General features: G+C 69.9%; 11 protein-coding genes. All 11 read right to left on the bottom strand.

The genetic code is table 11. From position 1 onward, the window contains the following. Positions 1-3: 3 nt before the first annotated feature. The 11 genes from mltG to FZC61_RS15050 all read right to left on the bottom strand — a co-directional run bounded on the left by mltG (position 4) and on the right by FZC61_RS15050 (position 13,002). Entirely contained in the window at positions 4-1,206 is a 1,203-nt protein-coding gene (gene mltG, locus FZC61_RS15000) for an endolytic transglycosylase MltG (protein ID WP_148614993.1), read from the bottom strand. Then, positions 1,199-1,708 (bottom strand): Holliday junction resolvase RuvX, encoded by a 510-nt coding sequence (ruvX, locus tag FZC61_RS15005; RefSeq protein ID WP_148614994.1) that lies wholly within the window; start codon positions 1,706-1,708, stop codon positions 1,199-1,201. The genes mltG and ruvX overlap by 8 nt, the downstream gene beginning before the upstream one ends. After that, positions 1,705-4,380 (bottom strand): alanine--tRNA ligase, encoded by a 2,676-nt coding sequence (gene alaS, locus FZC61_RS15010; protein ID WP_148614995.1) that lies wholly within the window; start codon positions 4,378-4,380, stop codon positions 1,705-1,707. The genes ruvX and alaS overlap by 4 nt, the downstream gene beginning before the upstream one ends. Further along, the gene (locus FZC61_RS23465) at positions 4,380-4,700 is read right to left on the bottom strand and encodes a DUF6167 family protein (protein ID WP_211357272.1); all 321 of its coding nucleotides are present in this window, start codon (positions 4,698-4,700) and stop codon (positions 4,380-4,382) included. The genes alaS and FZC61_RS23465 overlap by 1 nt, the downstream gene beginning before the upstream one ends. Beyond that, positions 4,697-5,221 carry a hypothetical protein gene (locus FZC61_RS15020; protein WP_148614996.1) on the bottom strand — a complete coding sequence of 175 codons (525 nt, stop codon included), beginning with the start codon at positions 5,219-5,221 and terminating at the stop codon, positions 4,697-4,699. The genes FZC61_RS23465 and FZC61_RS15020 overlap by 4 nt, the downstream gene beginning before the upstream one ends. 11 nt (positions 5,222-5,232) lie before the next feature. Continuing rightward, positions 5,233-6,492 (bottom strand): replication-associated recombination protein A, encoded by a 1,260-nt coding sequence (locus FZC61_RS15025; protein WP_148614997.1) that lies wholly within the window; start codon positions 6,490-6,492, stop codon positions 5,233-5,235. 97 nt (positions 6,493-6,589) lie between these two features. Beyond that, positions 6,590-7,696 (bottom strand): ABC transporter ATP-binding protein, encoded by a 1,107-nt coding sequence (locus FZC61_RS15030; RefSeq protein ID WP_148615203.1) that lies wholly within the window; start codon positions 7,694-7,696, stop codon positions 6,590-6,592. A gap of 176 nt (positions 7,697-7,872) precedes the next feature. Beyond that, complete coding sequence (locus FZC61_RS15035) at positions 7,873-8,964, bottom strand: ABC transporter ATP-binding protein (RefSeq protein WP_148614998.1); 1,092 nt, start codon at positions 8,962-8,964, stop codon at positions 7,873-7,875. Then, positions 8,961-9,956: an ABC transporter permease gene (locus FZC61_RS15040; RefSeq protein WP_148614999.1), complete on the bottom strand. Its 996-nt coding sequence runs from the start codon at positions 9,954-9,956 to the stop codon at positions 8,961-8,963. Before FZC61_RS15040 ends, FZC61_RS15035 begins: the two co-directional genes overlap by 4 nt. Before the next feature lie 188 nt (positions 9,957-10,144). Then, the gene (locus tag FZC61_RS15045; protein ID WP_148615000.1) at positions 10,145-11,926 is read right to left on the bottom strand and encodes an ABC transporter substrate-binding protein; all 1,782 of its coding nucleotides are present in this window, start codon (positions 11,924-11,926) and stop codon (positions 10,145-10,147) included. A 47-nt stretch (positions 11,927-11,973) separates the two neighbouring features. Continuing rightward, complete coding sequence (locus tag FZC61_RS15050; protein WP_148615001.1) at positions 11,974-13,002, bottom strand: ABC transporter permease; 1,029 nt, start codon at positions 13,000-13,002, stop codon at positions 11,974-11,976. Between the last annotated feature and the right edge of the window lie 2 nt (positions 13,003-13,004).

Here is a 13,004-nt window from a genome sequence, read left to right on the forward strand (position 1 = left end):
CGCTCAGCAGCGGTCGGACTTCGTCGCGCAGTAGTCGCGCAGCTCGGCCTTGAGGGCCAGGAAGTCGTCGTAGGTGGTGGCGAACTTGGTCTTGCCCGAGTCGAGGTCGACCGTGACGTAGTAGAACCACGGACCCTTGACCGGCTTGATCGCCGCCTGGATCGCGTCGCGGCTCGGCGTCGCGATCGGGCCGGGCGGCAGGCCCGCCATCGTGTAGGTGTTGTAGGGGCTGGTCGCGACCTCGTCGATCTGGGCCTGCGACGGCACCGCGACCTTCTCGCCGCGCGCGTAGTTGATCGTCGCGTCCATCTGCAGCCGCCCGATGGTCTCGGCGGTGGGGTCGGCGAGCCGGTTGTAGACGACCCGGGCGATCTTGGCCTTCCCGGTCTCGTCGAGCAGGCTGCCCTCGGCCTCGACCAGGCTGGCGATCGTCATCAGGTCGTGCTCGCTGTAGCCGAGCCGGTCGGCCGCCCCGGCGAGGTCGACCTCGTCGAGCGTCTCGACGGTCCGCGCGACCATCGTCGACAAGATGGTGGCCGCGTCGTCGTCGGGGAAGAACACGAAGCTGCCCGGTGACAGGTAGCCCTCGGCGCTGCCGTCGGCCTCGGGGGGCAGGCCCAGCTCCTGGGGGTCGGCCAGCACGGCGTCGTACTGCTTGCGGGTGATGCCGGTGTCCTTGACCAGCAGGGCCAGCACCTCCTCGACGGTCTTGCCGGGGGTGAAGGTGAACGACGTGCCACGGGTCCTACCGCCGACCAGCACGTCGACCACCTGGGCGGCCTTCATCTTCTTCTTCAGCCGGTAGACCCCCTCGCGGATCCCTCGCGAGGCGTCGTCGGCGTCCGCGGCCTCGACGTAGGCCTCGGCCGAGGCCACGACGCCCAGGGCCTCGAGGTTGCGTGCCATCACTGAGATCGAGTCGCCGCCGGCGACCGTGAACACCACCGACCCCGAGCCCGGTCCGGCGAAGTCGGCGGCGTCGGAGGCGAAGGGGTTGCTCACGTCGACGGTGCGCACGGCCAGGACGGCACCGACCACCAGCACCGCCAGGACGACCAGGACGGGCAGGCACCCGGAGCGGCGCCGACCCCGCCGAGACCCTCCTCGGCGCGTATGGCTGTGGGCGTCGGCCGGGCCGTGGCCCGGCACGATCGAGGCGTCGTCGTGGATCCCGTGGTCGACGCCGTAGGGCTCGTGGTCAGACATCCGTCTCCTCGGGCTGGGCGTCGGGTTGGGCGTCAGGGGGCGAGGTCACGAGCTCCCCGGGGGGCAGTCCGGTGGCGCGCTCGCTGTCCAGGGCGTGCTGCAGGATGAGCACCGCCGCGGCCTGGTCGACGACCGCGCGGCGCTGCGCACCCTTGGTGCCACGGTCGCGCAGCATAGCCTCCGCCGACACGGTGGTCAGGCGTTCGTCGACCAGCCGCACGGGCAGCGGCGACACCGACGCCGCGAGCGTCGCCGCCCACTCCCGGGTCTTGGCCGCGGCCGGACCCTCGCGCCCCGACAGCGACCGCGGCAGCCCGACCACGACCTCCAGGACGGTCGACTCCGCAGCGATGGCGCGCAGCAGCTGTCGGATCCGCTTGAGGTCGCCGGAGCCGCGGCGCACGGTCTCGACGGGGCTCGCGAGGAAGCCCGACGGATCGCTGCGCGCCACGCCGATCCGCGCGTCGCCGGGGTCGATGCCGAGTCGGACGCCCGGCCTCACGCGCCCTGCACGCTCGCCAGGACGGCCGCGAGGGCCTCGTCGATGCGCGAGGTGTCGGTGCCGCCGCCCTGCGCGACGTCGGCCTTGCCACCGCCCTTGCCGCCGACGAACGGTCCGACCGTCCGGACCAGGTCGTTGGCGCTGAGACCGCGAGACTGCGCGGCGTCGTTGAGCGCGGCCACCACCGAGACCTTGCCGTCGGCGGCGCCGATCACCACGACCGCCGCGGGCTGGTCGCCGGGGAGCCGGCCCCGGACGTCGAGCGCCAGCGTGCGTACGTCGCCCCCGCCGGCCCCGTCGACCCGGTGCGCCACGACCCGGACGCCGCCGACGTCGACCGCCGAGGCGGCGAGCTCGGCGCCCCCGGACAGCAGCTGCTGCAGCCGGATCCTCTCGATCTCCTTCTCGGCCGCGCGCAGCCGGTCGACGAGGTCGCCGACCCGGGGCACGAGGTCCTGCGGCTGGATCTTGAGCAGGCTGGTGAGCTGGCCGACCACGTCGCGCTCCCGCGCGAGGTAGGCGAAGCCCTCGACACCGGTGAAGGCCTCGATGCGGCGGTTGCCGGAGCCGACCGACGCCTCGCCGGTGACCACGACGGTGCCGATCTGGGAGGAGTGGTCGACGTGGGTGCCGCCGCAGAGCTCGCGCGACCAGGGCCCGCCGATCTCGACGACGCGCACCTTGGTGTTGTCGTAGGTCTCGCCGAACAGCGCGACCGCGCCCCACTCCTTGGCCTGCTCGAGCGTCATGTACTGCCAGCCGACCGGCAGGTCGGCGCGCAGGGCCTCGTTGGAGACCCGCTCGATGTCGCGGACCTGCTCGGGAGTCAGCCCGGTGGTCCAGCCGAAGTCGAGGCGCAGGTAGCCGGGACGGTTGTAGGACCCGGACTGCAGCGCCGTGGGGCCGAGCACCTGGCGCAGCGCGGCGTGGACCACGTGGGTGCCGGAGTGGGCCTGGCGCGCGCCGGTGCGCCACTCGGGGTCGACCTGCGCGTGCAGCAGCGAGGACGACGCCGACGACGTCGCCAGCTCGCCGTCGACGACACGCACCTGGTGCACGACCAGGCCCTTGATGGGCCGCTGGACGTCGACGACCTCGAGCCGCCCGCCGTCGAACTCGATGATGCCGGCGTCGGCGGCCTGGCCGCCGGACTCGGCGTAGAACGGGGTGCGGTCCAAGATGATCTCGCCGACCTCGCCGGGGCCGAGCACCGTCACGGGCACGCCCTCGCGCAGCAGCGCGAGGGGGCGCGACTCGGTCTCGAGGGTCTCGTAGGCGAGCCACTCGGTGGGGCCGTGCTCGTCGAGGACGGTCCGGTAGGCGCCGGTGTCGGCGTGCTGGCCGCGCTTGCTGCGCGCGTCGGCCTTGGCGCGCTCGCGCTGCTCGGCCATCAGGCCACGGAAGCCGTCCTCGTCGACGCTGAGCCCGGCCTCGGCGGCCATCTCGAGGGTCAGGTCGATCGGGAACCCGAAGGTGTCGTGCAGCTGGAAGGCCTCGGCGCCGGCGATCGACGCACCGCCCGACTGCTTCACCTTCGACGCCGCGAGGTCGAACATCGTCGTGCCCGCCTGCAGCGTCTTGCGGAACGTCTCCTCCTCGGCGTAGGCCACGCGCGAGATGCGGTCCCAGTCGGTGTGGAGGTCGGCGTAGGTCTCGCCCATCTTGTCGCGGCTGATGGGCATCAGCTCGGGCAGCGCGGGGTCCTCGTAGCCCAGCAGCCGCATGGAGCGGACCGCGCGACGCAGCAGCCGGCGCAGCACGTAGCCGCGCGCCTCGTTGCCCGGGGTGACCCCGTCGCCGATCAGCATCATCGAGCTGCGGACGTGGTCGGCGACCACCCGGAACCGGACGTCGTCGACGTGGTCGGCGCCGTACGTGCGGCCGGTGAGCTCCATGGCCCGCTCGATGACGGGGAACATCACGTCGATCTCGTACATGTTCTCGACGCCCTGCGTCATGAACGCGACCCGCTCCAGGCCCATGCCGGTGTCGATGTTCTTGCGCGGCAGCGATCCCGAGATGTCGAAGTCCTCCTTGCTGCGCACCGCGCTCAGCTCGTCCTGCATGAAGACCAGGTTCCAGAACTCCAGGTAGCGGTCCTCGGCGGAGAAGTCGCCGTCGGGCCCGTAGGCCGGCCCGCGGTCGATGAGGATCTCCGAGCAGGGGCCCCCGGGTCCCGGGACGCCCATCGACCAGTAGTTCTCCTTGGGCCCCAGGCGGATGATGCGCTCGTCGGGCAGGCCCGTGACCTTGCGCCACAGACCGACGGCCTCGTCGTCGCCGTCGAGCACCGACGGGTAGAGCACCGACTCGGCGAACCCGAAGCCGCCGTCGGACTGCGCCTTGGTGATCAGCTCCCAGGCCAGCTCGATGGCCTGCTCCTTGAAGTAGTCACCGAACGAGAAGTTGCCGCACATCTCGAAGAACGTGCCGTGGCGCGTGGTCTTGCCGACGTCCTCGATGTCGGGGGTGCGCGCGCACTTCTGGATGCTCACCGCCCGGTCGTAGGGCGGGGTCTCCTGGCCCAGGAAGTAGGGCTTGAACGGCACCATGCCCGCGTTGACGAACAGCAGGTTGGGGTCGTCGAGCAGCAACGAGGCCGAGGGGACGGGGGTGTGTCCGGCGCTCTCGAAGTGCGCCACGAACCTCCGTCGGATCTCCGCGGTGTCCATCAGCTGGTGCCTGCTTCCTGGGGTGAGTCGGTGGGTGGGTCGGTGAGCTCGTCGGTGGGTGGGTCGGTGCCGGGAGGGGCCGAGAGCTCCTGGTGCCGTGCGCGTTCATCGAGCGCCAGGCCGAGGCGTTCGCGCAAGCCGGTTTCGGCGTCGGCCCTGCCCTGGGCGACCTCGTCGCGGAACATCCGCAGGCCCACGACGGCGGCGCCGACGCGGTCCTGGAGACCGTCGACGGTGAGCACCTCGGCGGCGCGGCGGGCCCGGACGGCGACGTAGAGCCCCGCTCCGGTCCCCGCGGCGAACCACAGGGCTCTGCTCATGCCGCGGCCCCGGCGTCGCCGCGCTGACGGGCCTCGAGCTCGCGCTTGGCGCGGCGCAGGTCGTCGCGACGCTGCTTGCGGGCGCGCTTGACCTCGCGCTTCATCTCCCAGCGGATGCGGTGACGCATCTCAGGGGCCAGCGCGCGGCGCAGACCAGCGGCCCAGGAGGCCGCCTGCACGACGCCCTCGCGCACCACCAGGTCGACGAACAGCGACGCCGGTACGACGGGCGCCGCCTCGCGCTCGTCGTGCTCGTCGGCCCCGTCGACCTGCCCCAGCGTGGTGACGACGTACTCGGTGTCGTCGGCGCGGCGCCGCGGCTCGGCGAGCGCGCGCTCGATCCGCTCGATCCGCTCGGCCTGCGCCTTCAGGACCGCGACCTGCACCTGGGCCGTCTCGAGCGCAGCGGTGGCGCGGGCGCGCAGGCGCAGCACCGCGACCACCAGACCGGTGACCAGGACGGCCGACACGGCCAGGGTCGCGAGCACCGCCCAGCCGGGCACGCTCCACTCCTGGTCCATGGGCCAAGACCTTATCGTCCGCGGATCAGGCGCCGGACCCGCTCCCAGCGCTCCTTGATCGCCGCCTCGGCGCCGATCTCCGTGGGCCGGTAGTACTCGGCGTCGGCGACCACGTCCGGGGCGTACTGCTGCTCGGCGATGCCGTAGGGCTCGTCGTGGCTGTAGGTGTAGGAGGTCCCGTGCCCGAGCGTCCTCGACCCCGCGTAGTGGGCGTCGCGCAGGTGCGCCGGCACCGGTCCGACCTTGCCGGCGCGGACGTCGGCCGTCGACGCCGCCAGGGCCAGCGTCACCGCGTTGGACTTGGGCGCGACCGACAGCGCGATCACGGCGTGGGCGAGGTTGAACGACGCCTCGGGCATCCCGATCAGCTGCACGGCCTGGGCAGCGGCCACCGCGGTCTGCAGCGCGGTCGGGTCGGCCAGGCCGATGTCCTCCGACGCCAGGATCACCAGCCGGCGAGCGATGAAGCGCGGGTCCTCACCCGCCTCCATCATCCGGGCCAGGTAGTGCATCGCCGCGTCGGCGTCGGAGCCGCGGATGGACTTGATGAAGGCACTGGTGATGTCGTAGTGCTGGTCGCCCTGGCGGTCGTAGCGCACGGCGGCGCGGTCCACAGCGGTCTCGGCCGTCTCGAGGTCGACGGTGGTCGACTCGCGGGCCGAGGCCGCCCCGACCGCGGCCTCGAGGTAGGTCAGCGACCGACGGGCGTCACCGCCGGCGAGGCGTACGAGGTGGTCGAGCGCGTCGTCGTCGACCGTGAACGCTCCGGCGAGCCCGCGCTCCTCGTCGGCCAGGGCCGCGAGCATCACGCCACGGACGTCGTCGTCGGACAACGACTCCAGGCGCAGCAGCAGGCTGCGCGACAGCAGGGGCGAGATCACCGAGAAGAAGGGGTTCTCGGTGGTCGCGGCCACCAGGGTCACCCACCGGTTCTCGACCCCCGGCAGCAGGGCGTCCTGCTGGGCCTTGCTGAAGCGGTGCACCTCGTCGACGAACAGCACCGTCTCGTCGCCGGTGCGCACCAGCGTGTTGCGCGCGGTGTCGATCGCGGCGCGCACGTCCTTGACTCCGGCCGACACCGCCGAGACCTCCACGAAGCGGCGGCCGGTCTGGCGGCTCAGGATCGAGGCGATCGTGGTCTTGCCCGTGCCCGGGGGGCCCCACAGCAACAGCGACATCGACTGGTCGCCCTCGATGAGCTGACGCAACGGGGAGCCGGGCGCGCGCAGCTGGGACTGGCCGGCGAGCTCGTCGAGGGTGCGCGGCCGCATCCGCACCGCCAGCGGGGCCGACGAGTGGACGTTCGCGGACAGCGACCCGCCTCCCCCCACCGCAGCGGGGACAGGCGGGCCGGCCGCGAAGAGAGCGTCAGGCTCGTCCAAACGTCTTCGTGTCCAGGTCGAACCAGGTGTCGTCGTAGCCGGGCTTGGTGACCAGGCTGGCGTCGGGCGAGCCACCGGGGTCGGGGTTGCCGTCGTCGTCGACCCCGAGCAGCCGCGAGGTCAGGGGCTCGACCGGGTGCTTGCCGAGCTCGCCGGGGAAGTGGCAGGCGACCTTGTGGCGCTTGCCGACCTGCAGCAGCGGCGGCTCGTGCTTGGCGCAGATCTCACGCGCGATCGGGCAGCGGGTGCGGAAGTGGCACCCCGACGGCGGGTTGATCGGGCTGGGCACGTCGCCCTCGAGCATGATGCGCTCGCGCCGACCACCGATGGCGGCTTGCTTGACGTCGGGGACCGCCGACAACAGGGCCTGCGTGTAGGGGTGGTAGGAGTGCCCGTAGATGCTGTCGCGGTCGCCGATCTCGACGATCTTGCCGAGGTACATCACCGCGACCTCGGGGCAGAAGTGGCGCACGATCGACAGGTCGTGGGCGATGAACAGGAACGCGATGCCGAACTCGCGCTGCAGGTCCTGCAGCAGGTTGACGACCTGCGCCTGGATCGAGACGTCGAGCGCCGACACCGGCTCGTCGGCCACCATCAGCTTGGGCTGCAGCGCCAGGGCACGCGCGATGCCGATGCGCTGGCGCTGACCGCCGGAGAACTCGTTGGGGTAGCGGTTGTAGTGCTCGGGGTTGAGACCGACGACCTCGAGCAGCTCCTGGACGCGCGTCAGCACCTGCTTCTTGGGCACCACGTCGTGGATCACCAGCGGCGCACCGACGATCGTGCCGACGGTGTGGCGCGGGTTGAGCGAGCTGTAGGGGTCCTGGAAGATCATCTGGACGTCGCTGCGGTAGGGCTTGAGCTCGCGCGTCGACAGGGGTGCCAGGTCGGTGCCGTCGAACTCGATGCGGCCCGAGGTGGGCTTGTAGAGGCGGGTGATGAGACGACCCATCGTCGACTTGCCACAGCCCGACTCGCCCACCAGGCCGAGGGACCCCCCGGTGGGCACCTCGAACGAGACGCCGTCGACGGCCTGGACCTGGCCGATGGTGCGCCGGATCAAGCCGGAGGACTTGACCGGGAAGTACATCTTGAGGTTCTCGACGGTGAGGATCGGCTTGACCGTGGGGTCGAGCTCCGGGGCCTTGTGCGGCTGGAACTCGGGGCGGGCGGCCAGCGCGGCCTCGAGGTCGAGCAGCTCGGCCTGCGACGGGGAGCCGCTGACCTCCTCGGGCTGGTCGGCGGGCAGGCCAGGGGCGGCAGTGTTCACGCCGGGGACTCCGTCCGGTCAGGGGCGACGATCGGGGCGATCTCGGTCTCGTAGATGGCAGCCGGGTCACGCAGGTGACAGCGGCTCAGGTGCTCCGAGGAGCCGGTGGAGGAGCGCTCCAGGACGGGCAGGGTCGTCACGCACAGGTTGTCGGGGACCTGGGAGACGAAGGTGCACCGGGGGTGGAACGAGCACCCGGTCGGCGGGTTGAGCAGGCTGGGCGGGGTTCCCGGGATCGGGACGAGCACGTCGGAGATGCCGGCGACGTCGGGGACCGACGAGAGCAGTCCCCAGGTGTAGGGCATCTCCGGTCGGGTCAGGACCTCGCGCGTCACGCCGTACTCGACGGCGCGGCCGCCGTACATGACGAGCACCTCGTCGGCGATCTCGGCGATGACCCCGAGGTCGTGGGTGATCATGATGATCGCGGAGTTGAACTCGCGCTGCAGCTTCTGCAGCAGGTCGAGGATCTGGGCCTGCACCGTCACGTCGAGCGCCGTGGTGGGCTCGTCGCAGATGATCAGGTCGGGGTTGTTGACCAGCGACATGGCGATCATCGCGCGCTGGCGCATGCCGCCGGAGAACTGGTGCGGGAAGTCGTCGACCCGGGTCTGCGGCTGGGGGATGCCGACGAGGCCCAGCATCTCGATCGCGCGGGCCCGCGCCTGCTTCTTGGAGACGTTGTTGTGGATCCGGTAGCCCTCGATGATCTGCTTGCCGATCGAGTAGAACGGGTGCAGCGCGGTCAGCGGGTCCTGGAAGACCATCGCGACCTCGTTGCCGCGCAGCTTGCGCATGTCGTTCTCCGACATCCCGATGATCTCTTGGCCGTTGAACTTGATCGAGCCGGAGATCTGGGCGGAGCGCGTGTCGTGCAGGCCGAGCACGGCCATCGACGAGACCGACTTGCCCGACCCGGACTCGCCCACGATGCCGAGCGTCGTGCCGGCCTCGACGGTGTAACTCAGGTCGGACACGGCCTGCACGAGGCCGTCGTAGGTCGGGAAGCGCACGGTGAGGTCCTTGACCTCCAGCAGCGGCGTTCCGGAGGCCTTGCGCGCCTCGGGCGTGGTGTCGGTGGCGGTCACGTGAGCCTCACCCGGGGGTCGAGAACGGCGTAGAGCAGGTCAACCACGAGATTTCCTAGAATGACGAAGACCGCGAAGATCAAGATGGTGGCGGTCAGGATGGGGAAGTCGGTCGGGGCCCGGAGCGACGTCAGCGTCCACTGCCCGATGCCGTTGATGCCGAAGATGCTCTCGGTGAAGATCGTGCCCGACAGCAGGGCGGCGAAGTCGAGGCCGAAGATGGTCACGATCGGGACGATGGCGACGCGCAGCGAGTGCTTGAAGAGCAACTTGCGCTGCGTGAGCCCCTTGGCCTTGCCGCTGCGGATGTAGTCCTCGCCCATCGCCTCCAGCATCTGGCCTCGTGCGTACCGGGCGTAGGTCGGCGCTCCGGTGATGCCCAGGATGAGCCACGGGAGCAGCAGCCCGAGGAACCACTGCGTCGGGTCCTCGGTGATCGGGACATACTGGGTCGTCGGGAAGATGCTGGTCTGCAGCGTCAGGAAGATCCACGCCGTGAGGGCGAAGACGTAGTAGGGGATGGAGCCGATGACCAGCGCCCCTCCGACCAGGACCTTGTCGAAGACGGTGCCTCTGAACCGTGCCGCTAGGACCCCGAGTGGGACCCCGATCAGCAGGTAGAGCAGCCCGCCGCCGATCGCCAGCGACAGTGTCGCCGGGTAGTAGGTCAACAGGTCCTTTGACACCTCGGTCTTGGTCCGGAACGAGATCCCGAGGCACGGGGCGTCGCACGTGTAGGTCGCGCCCTGCGAGATCGTGCGGTCCTTGAACAGGCCGCCGACGAACCGGCCGTAGTTGGTCATGAGCCCGTCGTTGAACCCCATGCTCGTCTCGAGGGCCTCCTGCTTCTCGGCCGTGCACCGCCCGCGCTCCTGGCACAGGGCCGCCGCGGGGTTGGTCGGGCCCTTGTAGAAGAGCGTGAAGGTCAAGAAGGAGGTCAGGATCAGGACGACCACGGCGGCGATGAGTCGCCGCAGGATGAAACCGAACATGGCAGGGCCTTCGGGGTGTGAGCGATGGGACCGGTGATCGCGCGGGCGCCGCGGTGGCGGCGGTGCGCGACGTGGTGGTGCCGGTGCTGCGGTGGTCAGGCGTCCACGGGTGCTGGACACCTGGAAGGGCGGGTCCGGACTGATCCGGACCCGCCCCCTGTCAGGTGGAGAGGGTCAGCTCTCCGGTGCTACTGGTTGACCCAGATGGTCTTGAACGTCGGCAGGCCACCGGTGATGTCGATGTTGACACCCTCGAGCGCCGTGCCGTGACCCTGGATCGTGCCACCGTTGGAGGTGGGGATGATCGGGTAGTACTTCTCCTGGATCATCTTCTCCAGCGCGGTCCAAGCAGCAGGCTGCTCGTCGATCGGCAGGCCCTTGACCCGGTCGATCTCCGCGTTGACGTCGTCCTCGCAGAAGTGAGCGAAGTTGACGACACCGAAGGTCTCCCACTTCTGCTCGGCGCAGGGCTTGCCCGCCTCCGGCGGAGCGAACACCGGCGGGATCCACGAGTAGCCCGAGGGCCAGTCGGAGAACCAACCGCCGACGCGGATGTTGATCGGCGTGTCGACGCTGGCGCGCTTCTCGGCGGCGTCGGTCGTGGTGGTCGCGAACGGCTTGGCCGTGAAGCCGGCCTTCTCGTAGGCGGCCTTGACGACCTCCATGGTCTTGACCGACAGCGGGTCGTCGGTCGAGTAGAGCCAGCTCACCTCGAAGCCGAGCTTGCCGGCGTCCTCGAGGATCTGCTTGGCCTTGGCCGGGTCGGTCTGCGCGGCCGAGTGGTCGGGCAGGCCGTTGACGACCTCGCGGCCGGGGACACCCGGAGCCATGAGGGTCGTGGTCGGGATGTAGTTGATGTCCTTGATCAGACCAGCGGTCTTGGCCGCCGCGTCGTAGGGGTAGGCGTAGGTCAGGGCCTGACGCACCTCGAGCGGGACCTTGGTGTTGTCGGGCGCCAGCCACCGCGTCAGCGGGGTGGAGCCGGTGGCGATCCGGTCGCCGGCCTGGCTGCGGAAGGTGGGGATGTCGGAGCTGTCGATGTCGTCGTAGGACATCGTCGTGGCGCCCTCACCCTTGCTGGCCAGGACGATCGCGTCGACCTTCTTGGGGTCGCTGTAGCTGGTGTCGAAGTCCCACTCGTCCGGCAGGGCCGCACGGGCCGGGTCGGTGGCCGGGTCCCACTGGTCGTTGCGGACCAGCTTGAGGCTCTTGGCCGGCGTGAACTCCGCGATCTTGTAGGGACCGGTGGAGACGAGCTTGCTCGGGTAGTTGGCGATGTCCTTGCCGACCGCGGGCGGGATCGGGCTGAACAGCGGGAAGAACGAGTAGTACGACATGTCCGGGAACGGCTTGTCGAACTTGAAGATGATGGTCTCGTCGTCGGGGGTCTCGATGCCCGAGGCGATGTCACCGTCCTTCTTGACGTCGCCCGAGCCGGTCAGGGTGCCCAGCAGGTAGTTCGACGGGCAGTCGGTGAAGGTGTTGCAGTCCAGCGAGGACGAGACCGAGTAGGCGATGTCCTTGGAGGAGATCGTCTTGCCGTCCTCGTACTTGATGCCCGGCTTGAGCTTGAACGTCCACTCGGTGAAGTCGTCGTTGGACGTACCGAGGTCGGTGGCCAGGTCGGGGACGAGGACCATGTTCTTGGTCTTCTCGTCGTACTTCCACTGCGTCAGCGAGCGGACCAGGAAGGACCCCGCGATCGAGATCATGTCGGAGTAGTAGATGCCACGGGGGTCGAGCGTCGTGGTCATGTCGGCGGAGGTGCCGATGACGTGGACGGTGCCGCCCTTCTTGGCCCCGTCGATGGTGAGCGGCCCGGTTGCGGTCGCGTCCTGTCCCCCACCGGCCAGTTCGCTGACGTTGACCGTCGGCTCGTCCGATGAGTTGCTGTCGCTCGAGCCGCCACAGGCAGCCAGAGCAAGGAGACTGGCGACCGTGAGGCCGACCAGCGGTTTGTTCAACCGCATCCCTGTTCCACCTTTCGTAAGGATGTTGCTTCTCTTCCGGTGGTGAGTCACCGGCGAGTCTTGGGGTCGAAGGCGTCTCGGATCGAGTCGCCCAGGAGGTTGAGGGCCAGCACCAGGATCACGAGGACGGCGACGGGCACCCAGAGGTAGATCGGGTAGCTGTCGTAGTACTGCGTGGCCGACTGGATCAGCTGGCCCATCGAGTTGTTGAGGCCCAGGCCGAGGTAGGACAGGCCGACCTCGGCGGCGATGAAGAGCGGGATGGACATCGACAGCACCACGACCAGGGTGGCGACCAGGTTGGGCAGCAGCTCCTTGAACAGGATGCGCCGGGTGGAGGCACCCAGGACCTGGGCCGCCAGCACGAACTCGCGCTCGCGCAGCTGGAGCACCTGTCCGCGCACCAGACGGGCCAGGCCCATCCAGCTCAGGGTGCTGAGGACCACGACGAGGGCGATCACCTGCGCCTGCTGGAGCTTGGCGGAGTCGGTCGCGAACCGCTGCGTGATGATCGGGGCCACCGCGAGGGCGAAGAGGATGAACGGGAACGACAGGAACAGGTCGATGATGAAGGACAGCGCACGGTCGACCGGACCGCGCGAGAACCCCGACACCAGGCCCACGGTGAGACCGATCAGGGTCGTGGCGACCGTCGCGATGCTCGCGACCAGCAGCGAGTTGCGCAGGCCCACGAGCATCGTGGCCAGGTTGTCGGTGGCGTTGCGGGGGGCGATGCCGAGCGGGTGCGCGAACGTGAAGGAGCCGTTGGGCGGTCCGTACTCGGGCAGCGGGAAGCTGTAGAAGTCGGTCGCGGTGTTGGGGTCGAGGGCGTAGGGCCCGCTGACCTTGTTGGTGATGTGCAGCGCGTTGTTGATGAAGCCCGCGAAGATGGCGGCCACGACGATGATCAGCACGATCACCGCGCAGGTGACGGCGACCTTGTCCTTGCGCAGGCGCGACATCGCGATCTGCGTCGGCGACCGACCGGCGATCTTCTTGGCGGCCGGAGCGTCCTGCTCCAGGACCGCGTCGGGCTCGCGGTCCCCCACCAACACCTCGGGAGCGGCCTGTGTCATCT

Source organism: Nocardioides rubriscoriae, from assembly GCF_008087085.1.
GTDB classification, from domain to species: Bacteria; Actinomycetota; Actinomycetes; order Propionibacteriales; family Nocardioidaceae; genus Nocardioides; species Nocardioides rubriscoriae.